The 16,494-nt window shown below is 47.6% G+C and carries 14 protein-coding genes; 13 read left to right on the top strand and 1 reads right to left on the bottom strand.

Annotated features, from left to right (window positions below; translation table 11 throughout):
- The first annotated feature begins 182 nt into the window (after window positions 1-182).
- From M1D71_RS23395 to M1D71_RS23350, 10 genes are all read left to right on the top strand, one after another.
- Window positions 183-1,310 (top strand): ABC transporter ATP-binding protein, encoded by a 1,128-nt coding sequence (locus M1D71_RS23395; protein WP_458123891.1) that lies wholly within the window; start codon window positions 183-185, stop codon window positions 1,308-1,310.
- Window positions 1,307-2,023, top strand: coding sequence for an ABC transporter permease subunit (locus M1D71_RS23390; protein ID WP_458123890.1), 717 nt, complete (start codon window positions 1,307-1,309; stop codon window positions 2,021-2,023). The genes M1D71_RS23395 and M1D71_RS23390 overlap by 4 nt, the downstream gene beginning before the upstream one ends.
- A 4-nt stretch (window positions 2,024-2,027) precedes the next feature.
- Window positions 2,028-3,422, top strand: a complete 1,395-nt coding sequence (locus M1D71_RS23385) for a GldG family protein (protein WP_458123889.1) — start codon at window positions 2,028-2,030, stop codon at window positions 3,420-3,422.
- On the top strand, window positions 3,419-4,432 hold the full coding sequence (locus M1D71_RS23380; RefSeq protein WP_458123888.1) for a DUF4340 domain-containing protein: 1,014 nt from the start codon (window positions 3,419-3,421) through the stop codon (window positions 4,430-4,432). The genes M1D71_RS23385 and M1D71_RS23380 overlap by 4 nt, the downstream gene beginning before the upstream one ends.
- Window positions 4,433-4,618: 186 nt before the next feature.
- Window positions 4,619-5,599, top strand: coding sequence for a YhcN/YlaJ family sporulation lipoprotein (locus M1D71_RS23375; protein ID WP_458123887.1), 981 nt, complete (start codon window positions 4,619-4,621; stop codon window positions 5,597-5,599).
- A 245-nt stretch (window positions 5,600-5,844) separates the two neighbouring features.
- Window positions 5,845-6,069, top strand: coding sequence for a helix-turn-helix domain-containing protein (locus M1D71_RS23370; RefSeq protein WP_017692532.1), 225 nt, complete (start codon window positions 5,845-5,847; stop codon window positions 6,067-6,069).
- A gap of 301 nt (window positions 6,070-6,370) precedes the next feature.
- Window positions 6,371-7,234: a MurR/RpiR family transcriptional regulator gene (locus M1D71_RS23365; RefSeq protein ID WP_458123886.1), complete on the top strand. Its 864-nt coding sequence runs from the start codon at window positions 6,371-6,373 to the stop codon at window positions 7,232-7,234.
- 3 nt (window positions 7,235-7,237) lie between these two features.
- Entirely contained in the window at window positions 7,238-7,966 is a 729-nt protein-coding gene (gene nagB / locus M1D71_RS23360; RefSeq protein WP_458123885.1) for a glucosamine-6-phosphate deaminase, read from the top strand.
- Entirely contained in the window at window positions 7,963-9,177 is a 1,215-nt protein-coding gene (gene nagA, locus M1D71_RS23355) for an N-acetylglucosamine-6-phosphate deacetylase (RefSeq protein ID WP_458123884.1), read from the top strand. Before nagB ends, nagA begins: the two co-directional genes overlap by 4 nt.
- A 167-nt stretch (window positions 9,178-9,344) precedes the next feature.
- On the top strand, window positions 9,345-9,716 hold the full coding sequence (locus M1D71_RS23350) for a hypothetical protein (RefSeq protein ID WP_458123883.1): 372 nt from the start codon (window positions 9,345-9,347) through the stop codon (window positions 9,714-9,716).
- Window positions 9,717-10,348: 632 nt separating this feature from the next.
- Here the strand turns inward: M1D71_RS23350 and M1D71_RS23345 are convergent.
- Complete coding sequence (locus M1D71_RS23345; protein WP_458123882.1) at window positions 10,349-11,704, bottom strand: dipeptidase; 1,356 nt, start codon at window positions 11,702-11,704, stop codon at window positions 10,349-10,351.
- A 214-nt stretch (window positions 11,705-11,918) separates the two neighbouring features.
- Here M1D71_RS23345 and M1D71_RS23340 point away from each other — a divergent pair, with 214 nt between their 5' ends.
- The 3 genes from M1D71_RS23340 (at window position 11,919) to M1D71_RS23330 (ending at window position 16,485) form a co-directional block, all read left to right on the top strand.
- The gene (locus M1D71_RS23340) at window positions 11,919-14,324 is read left to right on the top strand and encodes an AraC family transcriptional regulator (RefSeq protein WP_458123881.1); all 2,406 of its coding nucleotides are present in this window, start codon (window positions 11,919-11,921) and stop codon (window positions 14,322-14,324) included.
- 274 nt (window positions 14,325-14,598) lie between these two features.
- The gene (locus tag M1D71_RS23335; protein ID WP_458123880.1) at window positions 14,599-15,585 is read left to right on the top strand and encodes an ABC transporter permease; all 987 of its coding nucleotides are present in this window, start codon (window positions 14,599-14,601) and stop codon (window positions 15,583-15,585) included.
- A gap of 12 nt (window positions 15,586-15,597) precedes the next feature.
- Entirely contained in the window at window positions 15,598-16,485 is an 888-nt protein-coding gene (locus M1D71_RS23330) for a carbohydrate ABC transporter permease (RefSeq protein WP_017692544.1), read from the top strand.
- Window positions 16,486-16,494 lie beyond the last annotated feature (9 nt).

Genomic DNA, 16,494 nt, shown 5'->3' with positions numbered 1-16,494 from the left:
TTAAGCGCAGGGTGTGGGTGTTACTGCGAATGTTCACATTTTAGACAATTATTTTTAAGCTTTCTTTCAAGTGACATTAAGCTGAGTTTAGGATAGTTCACGTAAGATACAAGGAACTTCCCGTGCCCAACATCTACTGTAATGATGGTGCACGGGTATTTTAACGGGAAAGGATGAATGATGTGCTCGAAGTGAAACAGGTCAGCAAAGTGTACGAAGGGCAGCGCGGCGTGCATCAACTCGATTTCACCATGGAACGTGGTGAGATTGTCGGGTTTCTCGGGCCCAATGGTGCCGGAAAAACAACTACAATGCGTATGATTACGGGCTATCTGCATCCAACCGCGGGTTCCATTATGGTGGATGGTGCATCGGTGCATGAGCAGGGCCAGCGTGTTCGTTCGAAGATTGGGTACCTGCCAGAAACGCCGCCCCTCTATCCGGATATGACAGTGCAGTCCTATCTCCGATTCGTAGCGAATCTGAGAGATGTCCCGGCCCGTGAGGTTAAGTTGCGGGTCAGTGAGATGGTTAGCAGATTGGGACTTCAGGGTCGGGAAAAACAATTGGTGCGTGGATTGTCCAAGGGGTACAAGCAACGTCTTGGACTGGCGGGAGCCATCATTCACAAGCCAGATCTGCTGGTCCTGGATGAGCCAACATCGGGACTTGATCCGAATCAGATTATCGAGATTCGGGATCTGATCCGGGAACTGGGCGAGAACCATACGGTACTGCTCAGTACGCATATTTTGCCGGAAGTGAGCACGCTCTGTAATCGAATGTTGATCATTAATCAGGGGCAGCTTGTGCTGGATGGTTCACCACAGCATTTCGGCTCAGCAATGGGGGATCAGTTCAAGGTTTCGATTGAAGTGAAGGCCACTGCGGAGCAACTACATAATGTGCTGACACCATGGGAGAAGGTACGGAGTGAAGTCATTCAGGCACCGGATACGAATACCGCCAAAGACACTTCACTTACATCAAGTTCAGTGGATACGGTTAAAATGCTGCTCACAGGAGAGAGCGCGGAAGATTTTCGGGAAGAGTTGTTCTACCTTTTGTCCGGTGCAGGATTACCGATACTGGAGATGAAGAAGGAGAATCTGAGTCTGGAGCAGATCTTCCTGAAGTTGACTACAACCGAAACAACAGACACGGACGTGAATTCGGCAGATGTGGATAAGGTTGCAGGGGCACAAACGGATCGGGACGTAACTTCGGACATCGACTCGTCGAGTATATCGGGAACAAGTACATCAGCGGATTCCTCGTCCCATTCTCGCAAAGGGGAGGGCTCCAAATGAGACGAATGATGGCGGTATGCAATAAAGAGCTGCAAGCTTATTTTCTGTCCCCGACGTCCTATTTTGCTTTTGCGGTATATGTACTGATGACCAGTCTGTTGTTCTACTCCAGCTTCGTGTATTATCAGCCGAGCATTGTCGATTATCGTCTCGTACTGGGGGACACGTTATCTATGCTGCTTTTTGTAGTTCCATTATTAACGATGCGACTCGTTGCAGAGGAATTCAGACAGGGAACGGATGAAATATTGCTAACCTCTCCGGCACGTGTCACGGAAATTATTTTCGGCAAATATCTTGCTTCTCTCGCCATCCTGGTTGTACTCATTCTGTGCAGTCTGGTGTACCCCTTCATCATGTCGTTCTATGGGACACTGGATATGACGACGGTATGGATGTCTGCGCTGGGTCTGTTCTTCCTCGGCGGAAGCATGATGGCGATAGGACTATTCGCTTCTACGTTATCCCAGCATCAGATGGTGTCTGCGGTCGCTGGTTTTATTATTTTGCTCGTTTTGTGGATGCTTGATTCATTCGCAGGCAATACGGGATCTGCTTTGCAACAGTGGCTGGATCCGTTTGCTCTGACCAACCGGTTCGACAGCTTCATGAAAGGTGTGCTCAGTGGACCGGATATATTGTATTATGTCACCCTTTCGGGTGTGTTTCTGCTGTTAAGCATTCAAATTGTGGAACGGAAGCGGTGGAGGTGAGAAAATGAAAAAATGGTTAAGTCATACCAACAGTACCGTGCTGTCCGTAGCGGTGATTGGCATCTTTATTTTGCTAACACTGTTCCTGAATTCACTTGGCGGTTTTCAGCTGGATCTAACCTCGAACAAACAATATACGTTATCTGACCAGTCTCTTACTGCGATCAAAAATGTGAAGGATGACGTCAACATTCTGGTGCTAACCGTTGAAAATACCAACAATACCGTCCTGAACCGTGAAGTCACGGATATGGTGGAGGAATACACGAAACGTAATAGCAAGTTGAAGCTAAAACAGTATAATCTGACGCAGGAACCTGCGCTTGCATCCAAATACGGCATAACTGGCAGTTCCATTGTTCTAGAGCAAGGAGATCAACACAAAGTGATTGATATCGCCAGTTTGTTCACCGCAACAGGCGACGGCAGTGATGGATCATATCAGTTCACAGGTGAGGAGAAGTTAACGCAGGCGTTAATGAATATGTCCTCTACCGAGATGCACAAGATGGTATTCCTGACTGGGCATGAAGAGCTGAGTCTCGCTCAGATGACTACGCTACAGTCCTCCCTGGAACAGAACAATGTGCAAACGGAGGAATTGCAGCTGAATCAAGCTGGCAAGGTTCCCGAAGATGCAGATGTGCTGGCCATTATTGGGCCACAACGTGATCTCAGTGATACCGAAATGAAGGCTATTCGCACGTATCTGAGTAATGGAGGCAAGTTGTTATTATCCCTCGGATTCGTGGAAGATATGAAATCCAGTTGGAAAAACATCGATGCCCTCATGGCTGACTATGGCGTTGTTGATGAGCATGCGGTCATGGTGGATAATCAGCAGGCCAGTACGATGGGGCCCCTCTGGGTGGTACCAGAGTATGGTACACATGCAATCACGGACAAACTCGCTGCCAGCCAATTGTATCCGATGTTGTCGCTGTCGATTGCGTTGACCAGCAAAGAACAGGATAAATATACACTTTCCCCATTAATTCATTCTTCGAATGATAGTTACGGTGAGACAAATATCGGCGGCTTATTGCAAAATGAAACGACCAATGATCCGGAAGAGGACATTCAGGGTCCAGTGGAACTAGGATATGCAGCCGATACGACGGATGGCCAACCGAAGGCGGTTATTCTGGGCTCGTCCATTTTCATGCAGGATTCGGAAATTGCGAATGGCGGTAATCGGGATTTTATTTTGAATACCGTGAACTATTTGAGTGAAAAAGAAGATGGATTGACGATTCGACCACGGGTACAAGCCGGTTATGAGATGGCATATCTGAATGGTGAACAGGCCAGAACGATCTTCTTCGTGGCGATTGTCGCGTTCCCGCTTATCTTTGTTATAATCGGTGTACTCTTATGGTGGAGGCGCAGACGGGTATGAGAAAATGGGTTCCAACGATATTGGTGGTCATCGTACTGATTGTGGGTTGGGTGTACGCAGCCAGTCAAAATTATTTTCGGGAAGAAGAAGCGGTACAAGAAAAGTTGCTTGGCATTCAGTCCGGGGACATCCAATCTATCACGATACATGACACAACGGAGGATACAACTGGTGCAGTAGCATCGTCGACTGTAGAGCTTGAGAATGGCGTCTGGCAGATGGTTGAACCGAAAGCCTATCCTCTGAACGGTTACAGTGTAAGCAGTTGGCTGGATGCTCTGAGTGGTGCGAACCAGGAACTGTTGGTAGAAGAAGCACCGACGGATCTGAATAAGTACGGATTAGGAACAGATGCTACACGAATCGATATCAAACTAAAAGATAACCGGGAGATTAAACTGGCTATTGGCGGCCAGCTTCCAGCAGATGATGCACGTTATGTGCGCGTTGATTCGGGCCCCGTGGTTGCCGTGCAGACAGAGACGATGACCAACATCAACTTGTCACGTCGTGATCTGTTGGATACAACCCCTTTTAACATGGATGAGACGAATGTTGCTTCTCTGGAGTGGGAGGGTGAAGCTGCCACCTGGATGTTGAAATCGACATCGGGGGATGGTGCGGCAGAGCAGGTCTGGACACTGAATGGAAAATCCATTGAAGCCACAGATGCCGTATCGCTCATTGGCAAAATCAAAAACCTGTCTACAGCCGATGATGTGCGCAAAGCTTCGGAGCTGAAGGGTACTGTTCCCCGATTCACCCTGTCTGTTGAACAGACGGTAAGTGGGCAACAAGTTCGAGATGTGTACCGGGGGCTTACACTGCCATCCGAACCGGATCAGATCTGGGTCATTACGCCGGATGGTCAGTGGGCATATGTCATGGATGCGACGAGTCTGTCGGAAGCGGAGAAATTCCCGGATACGATTAAAGCATCAACAACTTCTTCAGAAGAGTCATCGAATGCCGCAGATGAGTCAACGAATTCCTCATCAGATGAGGAATGAACGTTAAGTAAGAAAAGTGAGTATGACAAACTTAAAATGAAATTCAAGTTACCTTAAGGCAGTGCTGCGAATAAGCGGCACTGTTTTTTTATAGGGAAAGGTACCATATCCTTTCAGCATATCGGTACGTACAGAAGCGCATCCTATCTTTGTGACCAAAACCAACAAACATTGGAGGATGAGTACATGCCAGCAGTCAAAAAGGCAACAGCTATTACGTTATCATTGTCTACTGCAATCTTTGTAATGGCCGGTTTGACAGGTTGTGGTACGAATCGGGATACCAACAATATGCATACGCAAAGTGTTCGTGAGCAATCCAACGGGATTAACCGTTATGGTGTGGAAACGAATGGCATGGATGGTATTCGTGCGCAAAGCTATCGTATGCATAATGTGACTGACCTGAAATCCAGTGAAGAGCTGGCCAAACGCATTACGGAGATGAAGGAAGTTCAATCTGCCCGTGTCATGCTAACGGATCGTAATGCGTATGTCGCTGTTCGTCTGACAGATGGTCATGCAGGCAAGTTGGATAACAAGTCGAATGGTCGTACGAGCATGCTGGGTGGAACGATGCGTAATCATGCCAGTAATACCATGCGTGGTGGAAACATGAATCAAGATATGGGTGGTATGCGTGTGAATGGCGGCACGGGAACCACATCCCCATACAGTACCAGCGGAATTGCTCCAGGATTGAACACGGGCTCAGCAACAGATCGTGGGCATATGGGGAATGACCGCAGCATCTATGGCACGATGGGCACAGGTACAGTTGGTATGATGCGTGGTCTGACGAACAGTGGCAGAACTAATACGATGAACGAAGGAATGCAAAGTGAAGGCCAACGTGTAAATAGCACGGACGATAACACATCGGATGAGATCAAAGGTAAGATTTCAGCCAAAATCAAGCAGTTTGCACCGAACATCGAGAATGTATATGTATCAGCCAATCCGGAGTTTGTGGAGCATGTGGAGAACTATGCCACAGATATGCGTAATGGTAAACCGGTGAGTGGCATGATCGATACGTTCCAATCGATGGTAGAGCGCATTTTCCCAACGAACGGAACAGATACAAATAACCGTGATGGCATCCTTAACGATGGTCTGATGAACCGTAATAATAATGACGGCATGATGAATCGAGTGAACCGGTAGTTTAGAATCAGACAGATAACCAATGTGCCTTTGCGGGGATGACAACATCAGCTGCAAGGGCATGTTTGGTTTAAATAATTTTTACATAAAAATTGGAACATGTTCTATTGGGACAGTGAAACACATAATTACTGCCCATTTTTCTTATAAAACTGAACCAACGCCCTTGACCTGACATAAGATGAGTTGACTGTATCCCCTTAACCTTGTTACACCAACACAACCCGAGCAAGGAGGGGTGAACATTGAAGGGTATCGATCATAAAAGCAAATTTTTGTTGACCCACCGTGAACGCGAAGTATTCGAATTACTAGTTCAAGACAAAACAACGCGTGACATCGCAGGGCAGTTATTCATCAGCGAGAAAACGGTGCGTAACCATATTTCGAATGTGATGCAGAAACTCAATGTTAAGGGTCGTTCGCAGGCAGTTGTCGAGCTGATTAAGCTTGGAGAACTGAAGATCTGATGCGAATTACAGTTAGGATTAAGTAGCAGCATGAAAGCCTTTCTCTATTCTTTGTCATGAAGAATGGGGCAAGGCTTTTTTGCTGTTGATATATAGTTAATTAACCTCTGATTATGCGTAGTTCCGGGATTGAGTCACCAAACCATGTGGCCAGGGATCATTTTACACCGTTCCTTCACTTGAAAGTTGTGTGAAAATCCTCTTGATTTGCAGGATCGTCTTGATTAAAATGAAGTTATAAAAATGATTTTCTTATTTAATTGAAAATAAATAAAAATAATTTTCATGAAGTGAGGTCCTCATGGCAGCCATATTACGTGCGTTGCAGCAAGAACTGAATAACCTTCCGTCTCAGGAGCGACGTATTGCCGAAGTCATTATGCAATCTCCATCGGATATTCCCGGCTGGACGATTAGCCATCTGGCAGAGCAGAGTGGAACAAGTGCGGCGACAGTAACCCGCTTTTGCAAGTCGTTTCATTTCAAAGGTTTTCCCGATTTCAAAATGAAGCTCGCCGCAGAGTTATCACACGCTTCGGATGAAACGGCATATCAGGATATCGTCGCTGGCAACCCGCTCTCCAAAATTGTTGAAGCCATTGAAGCCAATCACCTTGCATCTATTGCAGATACTACTCGTTTACTGGATTTGGGCAGATTGGAGCGTGCGGTTCAATTATTGTGCCAGGCTCGCCGCATCGATCTGTACGGTGTGGCTACCTCGTCGATTGTTACGCAGGATTTCTATCAGAAACTGGTGCGGATCGGCAAAAGCTGTACGGCTTTCTCCGACTCACACATGCAGATTACATCGGCATCTTCGCTCGCTGAGGGAGATGTGGCGATGGCCGTATCCTATTCAGGCGAAACACCAGAGACTATCGATGCCCTGCATTGTGCCAAAGAGGCTGGAGCTTCTACGATTTCACTGACTTCTTACGGCACGAACACACTTGCAGCTGTATCCGATATTCCACTATTCACGTCCTCTCTGGAAGAAGGCATGAGGCGTGGAGATATGGCTTCACGTATTGCACTTCTGCATGTGGTCGATATTTTGTTCACAGGCATGGTAAGTGCCGACTTTGACCGTTTTATCCCCAGACTGGAACAATCCTATCACAATGTGCAGTCTTATCGAGTACAACACAACGGAGGTGCCTGACAGATGAATATCCGCATTTTTGAAAATGAAGAAGATTTGAACGCCACGGGTGCTGGCCTTATTGCCAGTTTGTTGCAGACCAAACCACGGGCTGTATTGGGACTTGCGACAGGAAGTTCTCCTGTAGGCATATATAAACAGCTTATCACATTGTATCAGAAGGGGCTTGTCAGCTTCTCACAGGCTTCTTCTTTTAATCTCGATGAGTATGTCGGACTTCCAACAGAGCATCGTGAAAGTTATCGCAGTTTTATGAATGAACAATTATTCAATCATATCGATATAGATCTGGCTAGAACCCATGTGCCTGATGGTCAGGCTGCCGATCTGGAACAGGTATGTAATTCCTATGAACAGCGCCTGGAAGAGCTTGGACCGGTAGATCTGCAATTGCTCGGCATCGGACATAATGGTCATATTGGCTTCAATGAACCGGGAACGGAGCTGACTGGGCGGACACATGTTGTGGATCTGAAAGAAGAGACCAGAAAGGCAAACGCACGCTTCTTTGACAGCATCGATGAAGTTCCGGCTCAGGCGATTACGATGGGTGTCGGTACCATTTTGAAAGCCAAACAGATTCTGCTCATTGCCCGTGGTGAGGGAAAAGCGGAGATTATCCGCGAAGCTTTCATGGGCCCAATTACAACGGCTTGTCCTGCATCGCTTTTACAATGTCATCCGAATGTGGTGGTATTGCTGGATCGTGCCGCAGGGAGGCTGGTAAGATGATTGCATCCAGTAACCATGTTGACGGAAGTAATCGAGAAAAACACACATCGCTTCTTCGAGGCCAGCTGCTCCTTGCAGATGAAATGTTGGAAGACGGTGTACTAGCTTGGAGGGATGGGAAAATCCTCTATGCAGGGATAGCGGAAGGTCTGTCTGAACAGATTAGGAAAGAGGCCTTGCCTATACCTGTACCCGAACGTGGTCTCATTGTGCCTGGATTCATTGATATCCATGTGCATGGTGGGAACGGAGAAGACTTTATGGACGCAAGCCCGGAGGTATTGGACAAGATCACTTCTTTCCATAGTACACAGGGCACAACAGCCATGCTTGCGACTTCCATGACGGCTCCAAAAGAGCAACTGGCAAGCGTACTTGCGGAAGTCAACCGCTACCGTTCTGGTTCAATGCCATATGCACAGCTTGAGGGCGTACATCTGGAAGGTCCGTTTTTCAGTCCAAAATGGCCTGGTGCGCAAAATCCGGAACATATCATTCTGCCTGATGTATCTTGGCTCGAAGCATGGGAAAAGCAATATCCCGGTCTGATCCGTCAAGTAACGTTGGCACCGGAACGTGAAGGCGCACTGGAGGTTATCTCATGGCTGCGAGAACAGCGGATTACAGCGGCACTCGGGCACACGGATGCGACCTATGAAGAGGTGGAGCGGGCAGTCGAGGCAGGACTGCATCATGCAGTACACACGTTCAATGCCATGACACCGCTGCATCACCGTCTACCTGGGGCTGCGGGAGCCGTGCTGAGTGATCCACGCATCAGTGCCGAGGTAATTGCTGATGGCATTCACGTGCACCCTGCAGCGATATCAATCCTGGCTCAATTGAAGCAACATAACGATCAACTCGTGTTGATCACAGATGCCATGTCTGCTGCGGGTTTGGATGACGGAGAGTACAAAATTGGCGACCTGCCCGTGATCGTGAAGCATGGAGAGGCCAGACTGAAGGACGGCGGCGCGCTGGCTGGAAGCACACTGACGATGATTCGCGGTTTCCGTTATCTGGTGCAGGAAGTGGGCTTGAGTCTGAAGGCAGCTTCACGGGCAGCAAGTCTAACCCCTGCACGTCTGCTCGGCATTGATCACCGGACAGGTTCCTTGGCTCAAGGAAAACAGGCAGATCTCGTTTTGCTAAATGCGGAGTTGGGTATTGAGGGTGTGTGGGTGAAGGGCAGACGGATTGGTGAGTAAGATAATTTGTAGGGAGATGTGAGGAATGAGGACAGCGTAGTTGAAATCCATCTTCTTTGTTCGAACTTAGCGCAAGGACTTCCAAAGAGGAAATGGTATGGATAATATGCTAAAATAGATCTCAAAAAGACGGGATCTGCGGATCACGCATAACGGAGGCGTGAAACATGGAACGTAACGCTATGCTCGAACATGATCCGTTCATCACAGTGCTGGCGAAGAAGTTGCACATACACGGATACTATGCCTTTTATGGCGAGCATTACAATGAGACCGATATGGAGCAGTATCGCAGGCATCTGTTCACATCATTCAGCAACATCGTATGGGTAGAGCTGGATGCACGCAAAAAGTATATGATTGTGGATCATCGTGGACGTAACACCGTCATGAAACTGATCGAAGGTATGCTGAACACGCGCAGAACGCTGCGAGCGAACCAGGCTATGGCGGGCACGGATACCTCAGGAGTCCAGCAGGAGATTGCACACTTATCCCGGCTTGTGCACATGCTGAAGTTCACAACATTCCGCACATAATTGGAGGGAATGAGGTGAGTAGAATCTGGAGGATGTCCCGAAAGTGGGTTTCTCCTTCTAGTCACAGGGCTAATGAACGTCAGCCACGTTATTCCAGTAGAAAATTGATGAATGACATGCAAAACGAGGAAATAAAGCGTCTACGATTCGTTATTTCGTCAAAACTGCGGATTTTCGTCGAATAGCAAGTTCCCGGTTCGTTAAAAGTAAATAAACGAATATATCTAGATCTACCAATTACAAAAGGGGTGTACCGTCATGAAGTTGGACGGCACACCCCTTTTATATACTTATATACCTACACTACCCTTCATTTGTAAAGTAGGCTCAATCTTAAAATCAGTCATATGAGAAGCTGCATCGTAGTGAAGGGGACGAAATCGATTCAAACAAAAACGATGACCTGTAGGCCAGCGTTTTTGTAATATCTATCTGCCCCTACTCTATGAAGTTGAATAAATAATTTACACGTTAACGGAGTGGGGAGAAAAAAGCTGAGGAAGCAAAGCGTTCGCCTTTATCACCCGAATTTCTCCCTTTAGAAAAGGGAATCAAAGAAATCGGGGGATAACAGCGATCGGAAGCTTATTCTCCCCGCGTAGTGACCTCCGTGTAAGAGTATTTTTCAACTTTTACAAACTCTTCAAAAACTGAACAATCGTCAACAACCCTTTATCAAAGTTCTCCAGGTTGAAGTGCTCGTTCGGTGCATGCAGATTCTCATCCGGCAAGCCGAAGCCCATCATGACAGCAGGGATTTCGAGAACGCGTGAGAGCTTCTCAACAATCGGAATGGAGCCGCCATCTTTGGTAAAGAGGGCACGAACGCCATATACGTGCTCATATGCATCTGCCGCTTTTTGCAGAATTGGATTGGAAGGATCAGTATTAAAAGCAAAAGCTTTCTCGATCTGTTTCACATGCAGCGTTGCACCCGGTTGAACGTGAGCGCGCAGATGTGCTTCGATACGATCCAATACATGTTGTGGATCTTGGTCCGCAACGAGGCGACAAGTGATTTTGGCATGAGCTTCCTTCGGAATAACCGTTTTGCTGCCTTCACCCTGGAAACCACCCCATACGCCGTTCAGTTCCAATGTTGGACGAGCGCCAACACGTTCCACGAATGAGTAACCTTCTTCGCCGTACAATTGCTCCAGCCCGAGGTCTTGACGAAGCTGTTCCTCGTTGAATCCCTGTTTCACAAATTCTTCTCTCATCTCAGGAGACAATGGCAGAACGCCGTCGTAGAACCCGTCTACACTCACGCGGCCTTGCTCATCATGCAACGAAGCGAGCAGGGACACGAGTGCATGCAGTGCGTTGGGTACACCGCCACCAAATGAACCGGAGTGCAAGTCGGTATTGGCTGTGTTCAGATCTACGTGAAGCGAACAGAGGCCACGCAGGCCAGTGGAGATCGCCGGTTTTCCTTTTTCAAGCAGGGACGTATCCGAGATCAGTACCATGTCTGCACGCAGCTTGTCTGTATGTTCATTCAGATAGATGGGCAAGTTCGGGCTGGAGATTTCCTCCTCTCCTTCAATGCAGAACTTGACGTTAACCGGCAGTTCTTTGTTTTCGGCCAGAATGGCTTCTACTGCCTTGATATGTAGGAAAATCTGTCCTTTGTCATCCGTCGCACCACGGGCAAACAGCTTGCCATCACGAACGGTAGGTTCGAAAGGAGGCGTCTCCCACAGGTGAAGCGGATCAACAGGTTGTACATCATAGTGTCCATAGATCAGAGCTGTCGGTTTGCCGGGTGCATGCAGGTGATCTGCATAGACAATCGGATGTCCAGCCGTTTGAATGATCTCTACGTTTTCCATACCTGCACGTGTGAGTGCATCTGCTGCCCATTGTGCTGCACGATTAACATCCTCTTTATGCTCGGAAATGGCGGAAATACTCGGAATGGATAACCATTCATTCAGTTCTGCCAGGTGTTTTTCTCTATTTTGTTCAAAATAAATCTGTTCTTTCATTAAAAAGGCCTCCTTCATGTTTGCTTTATCTCATTGTAATCCATTTTGTCAGGTTAATAAAACATTGGTTAAAAAAATGATCGGTTACATATCGTTTCATTGACCTGATGATTATGCGTATAATACAAGAAAAGGATTTCATCCATATATTCTCAGGGGAGTTGAGGAAGTTTCCATGACAGTCAGACCGATGCGAGCAGGCAGGTGAGTACCGATGGAACCGACTAGGAGCGATCGAATATTGGGCACGTTCAATTGGTTATCCGGATTAAAGGCAGGAAGACACAAAGGGCGGTTTTATCGAAACAGCCTCATGCTTATTTTACTCATTGCCAGTATTCCCGGGCTAATCACAGGTATCGTCATGTATCAACAGGTTGTTGGCCGGATGGAGACCGAATTCAATCAGATGCATCAGAACCAGATTGAGAACCGGGCACGTAATGTGGATGATCAGCTGGCTTATCTGGAGATGAACTTATCCCATTGGGCTTTTGAGCCGAGGTTTGGCAATGCACTGCGAACGCTGGATTTTGTGTATTATTTTAATGAAACGCAGGAGATTGTGACTACCTTATATGTATTACAAGGTTCCCACCCACTGATCAAGTCAGCACAGCTGTATTTGCAGGAACCGAAGCCAATCTTGTTTAATCGGGATTATACCGAATTGAAAGATGAAGCCAAGATACAGGCATATGATCGTTACCTCTCCATGGGCAACCACGTGTACTGGACAGACTGGGTTTCCAACAACAACAGAGATACCGCACCTTTGACAAACGATAGTCTACTGCATACAGATGCAGGCAATGCACTGGTTCTTGTACATAAGATCCCGGGGGAGAGCATTAATCCATTTGGTGCACTGATTATTACGTTGGATAACGAGAAAGTCGCCAGTTTGTTGAAAACGCTTACTCCATATGACGAAGGGTTAACGTTCCTTATGGATCAGGAAGGGAACACACTGGTTACCGGTAATCCGGGAACGGCGGGAGAGGATTCTGCTTTTGAGCAGCAGCTAAAAGAAGAAGTGGCCCTGCACGCAGACAGCCGCTCATTCCTGTTCCGATATGAGGATCAGACCTATTCCGTCTCGTACGGGTCATTGAGTCGGATCGATTCGGACTGGACTTACGTCTCCGCGGCACCTTTGACATCAGTCACTTCGCCGGTCAAGCTGGTATCCAAAATCATCGTTATTGCCAGTGCAGGCAGTCTAATCCTTGGGTTACTGTTATCCTGGTTTGCTTCACGCCGAATCTATTCGCCCGTAGCGCGGATGCTGCATCTGCTTACGCCTGGTAGAAACGAAACAACACCAACGGATGCAGAGCTGGACGAGTTTGAGCTCCTGGAGCAACAGTGGAACGAACTGACCTCCCGCAGTGTCACGGCACATCGCCAATTGCAGGAGCAGCTACCCCATTTACGCGACAGTTTTGTTTTACAACTTGTACAGGGGCATCTATATGCCTATAACGAGCAGGATCTCCAGCAGCGGATGCGTAATCTTGGCTTTGAACTGGAGGGCCAGCAGTTTTTGCTGGTGCAGATGTATTTTACGGGATATGAGCAGTTGGAAGGCAGATTTGGAAGCCGGGACACAGGACTGGTTACTTTTGCAGCAGTGAATATCACTCAGGAAGTCGCCAAAAATTATTTCAGGCAGATTAGTGTCATGAACTTCCACGACCTGTCTTCAGCCATGCTTGTGATCGCTCCTCATGACGAACCTGTGAAGTCACAGGCGCTCTCATGGGGACAGGAACTGGTGGAGGTCATTGGGCGAACGCTCAAAATGAAGGTGACTCTGATGGTCAGCCGCCCGGCTGCTTCACTTCAGGAACTGCCCGGACGATTCGTCGAGATGGAACAGGCCGTTGCCTATCGCAGTGTGGAGGAAGGCAGTCAGATTCTGGACCTGGAGGATGAACAATGTTTCCATAGAAATGAAGCAGCTTCCTATCCATTGGGGCTGGAACGCGAGCTGATCCAGGCGATCAGGCTGGGCAAGCAAGCCGAAGCGGAACGTGTGCTGGAGCAATTCATGAGTGAGATTACGCAGACGGACAGTACCGAATTCCAGGTGCAACAGATGATGCTTCAATTACTGGGGAGTGTTCAACACATGATGCTGCAAACGGGGGTAACACCTTATAAGCTGTTTGGAGGTCGCAACATGTATGAGCAATTATCCGGTTTTCGTGAAGCCACGCAGATGAGACAATGGATGGCTAATGAGGTATTTATGCCGTATGTACAAGAGATCGAGGAACGGTCCCAGGAACCACTGAAGCTGGTGGTGGAACGTACGATGTTGTATATCGATAAGCATTACCAGAATGATATTTCGCTGGAGAACTGTGCGGATACAGAGCAGATGACACCCTATGCCCTGAGCAAGGCATTCAAACAGGTATCGGGCATTAATTTTATTGATTATTTGACACGTGTGAGAATGGATGCGGCGAAGCAATTGCTACGTGAGACAACGATGAAGATTAATGATGTTGCGGCGGCTGTGGGATATCAGCACAGTTATTTTAATCGGATTTTCAAGAAACAGGAGGGAGTTACGCCGAGTCAGTATCGCGATCAATGGTTCGGACAATAACCGTTCATACAGCTGTCTTTTCTGACCGGAATCCGGAATTAGCGGATACCGGTTTTTTCTTTTTTACCGTGATACAAAGAAAGATAAACCTGCAAAAATGTACAATTTTCCCTGCTACGATATATTCAATACCATGTGAAAATGGCGTTATAGCGGGCTTCTTGGTCATAGTACCAGAGGTATGCAAAAAATGAAGGTTGCCGGAAAAAGATCGGCTGTATAGTCTGAGTATCAGGTTAATTGATAACGCTTACATCGTTGAGGGAGGGGAGACATGATGAACGGGAAGACGGACTGGAATACCAATGCCACTGCAACTGTTCAAGGGGAGCTGGCTACAAGACCCTTAAAACAGGAGTCCAATTGGAAAAGGCAGATCAAACGAAACAAATGGTTATATGTGCTTGTGCTTCCCGGTTTTTTGTACTTTGTGATCTTTAAATACTTGCCTATGTGGGGGATCGTCATTGCCTTTCAGGACTATCAGCCTTTCTTGGGTATCCGTGAGAGTAATTGGGTGGGGCTGGAGAACTTTACGAACTTCTTCTCCAATCCGGACTTCTTCCGACTGTTACGTAATACGCTGGTCCTTGCCCTGTATGATCTCATCTTCTTTTTTCCGGCACCGATTATTATCGCCTTATTATTAAATGAAATTCGGGTCGCTTTCTTCAAAAGAACGATTCAAACGCTGGTCTATGTACCCCATTTTGTATCCATGGTTATTATCGCCAGTATCACGTATGTGTTCCTGACCCCGCAAGGCGGGGTGTTATACGACCTGATCGCCTGGATTACAGGCAAACCGATTGATGTGCTCTCCAGTCCGGGTTCGTTCCGTCCGCTCATTATTGTCCAGATGATGTGGAAAGAAATGGGATGGGGCACGATTATCTTCCTGGCGGCCCTCGCAGGTGTGGACACGGAGCAATATGAAGCTTCCATTGTGGATGGCGCAGGACGATTACGGCGGATGTGGCATATCACGCTTCCAGCGATTCGCACGACCATAGTCATTTTGCTTATTCTCCGATTGGGGAACTTCCTCGATACCGGGTTTGAGCAGATCTATCTGATGACCAACTCCCTCAACCGGGATGTAGCAGATGTGTTTGATACGTATGTGTACACGGTGGGGATTACGCAAGGTGCATTCAGTTACAGTACTGCTGTTGGACTATTCAAGTCTGTGGTGGGGATTATCCTGGTGCTTGGCAGTAATAAACTTGCGAAAAAATTCGGTCACCCCGGAATTTATTAAGGAGGAGCGCGCATGAACAGCCGTCTATACAACAGCCCTGCCGGCAAGGTATTTGATATCTTCAATTACGTCATGCTGGGGATTCTGGGCATATTAACCGTCCTTCCTTTCCTGTATATTATAGGGAATTCTTTCGCAACGGAAGCCGAGATCACCGAACGCAGTTTTTTCCTCATTCCGAAGGTGTTTTCCTTCAGTGCATATGAGTATATTTTTTCCTCGTCCACGATCTTTCGCAGCATTGGTGTTTCCATTTTCATCACGGTGGCAGGTACACTGGTCAATCTGTTCTTCACACTAACGATGGCTTATCCACTATCCAGAAGTGACTTCTGGGGCCGTAATGTCATGATGAACATGGTGATCTTCTCGATGTTATTCGGCGGTGGCATGATCCCGACGTATCTCGTCATTCGTGGACTGGGACTGCTTGATTCCTACTGGGCCCTTATGCTTCCTGGCGCGATCAGCGCTTTTAACTTAATTGTTGTCAAAAACTTTTTTCAGCAAATGCCGCCTGGGCTGGAGGAAGCGGCCCGCATCGACGGCTGTTCGGATCTCGGGGTGCTGTGGCGAATCGTTCTGCCATTATCGAAGCCGGTCATTGCCACGTTCGCCTTGTTTTACGCCGTAGGACACTGGAACAATTTTTTCTCGGCACTGCTGTACATTTCCGACAGTGACAAATGGCCGCTGCAAGTCATGTTGAGGCAGATCGTATTACTCTCGCAGGCCAGTGTCGGAGATATGGCGAACATGGACCCCAATTTTGTGCAGCCACCAGAGCAGTCAATCAAAATGGCGGTGATCGTTGTAGGTACCATTCCGATTTTGCTGGTGTATCCGTTTTTGCAGAAGCATTTTGCCAAAGGTGTCATGTTAGGTTCAATCAAAGGCTAAAGCCAAGGG

The organism is Paenibacillus sp. Z3-2 (assembly GCF_054161325.1).
This window is presented reverse-complemented; position numbering and strand designations above follow the sequence as displayed.

Bases quoted from the DNA above. Each gene is read 5' to 3' on its own strand.
- M1D71_RS23390 (WP_458123890.1), top strand. From the start codon at position 1,307: ATGAGACGAATGATGGCGGTATGCAATAAAGAGCTGCAAGCTTATTTT.
- M1D71_RS23385 (WP_458123889.1), top strand. From the start codon at position 2,028: ATGAAAAAATGGTTAAGTCATACCAACAGTACCGTGCTGTCCGTAGCG.
- M1D71_RS23380 (WP_458123888.1), top strand. From the start codon at position 3,419: ATGAGAAAATGGGTTCCAACGATATTGGTGGTCATCGTACTGATTGTG.
- M1D71_RS23375 (WP_458123887.1), top strand. From the start codon at position 4,619: ATGCCAGCAGTCAAAAAGGCAACAGCTATTACGTTATCATTGTCTACT.
- M1D71_RS23365 (WP_458123886.1), top strand. From the start codon at position 6,371: ATGGCAGCCATATTACGTGCGTTGCAGCAAGAACTGAATAACCTTCCG.
- nagB (WP_458123885.1), top strand. From the start codon at position 7,238: ATGAATATCCGCATTTTTGAAAATGAAGAAGATTTGAACGCCACGGGT.
- nagA (WP_458123884.1), top strand. From the start codon at position 7,963: ATGATTGCATCCAGTAACCATGTTGACGGAAGTAATCGAGAAAAACAC.
- M1D71_RS23350 (WP_458123883.1), top strand. From the start codon at position 9,345: ATGGAACGTAACGCTATGCTCGAACATGATCCGTTCATCACAGTGCTG.
- M1D71_RS23345 (WP_458123882.1), bottom strand. From the start codon at position 11,704: ATGAAAGAACAGATTTATTTTGAACAAAATAGAGAAAAACACCTGGCA.
- M1D71_RS23340 (WP_458123881.1), top strand. From the start codon at position 11,919: ATGGAACCGACTAGGAGCGATCGAATATTGGGCACGTTCAATTGGTTA.
- M1D71_RS23335 (WP_458123880.1), top strand. From the start codon at position 14,599: ATGATGAACGGGAAGACGGACTGGAATACCAATGCCACTGCAACTGTT.
- M1D71_RS23330 (WP_017692544.1), top strand. From the start codon at position 15,598: ATGAACAGCCGTCTATACAACAGCCCTGCCGGCAAGGTATTTGATATC.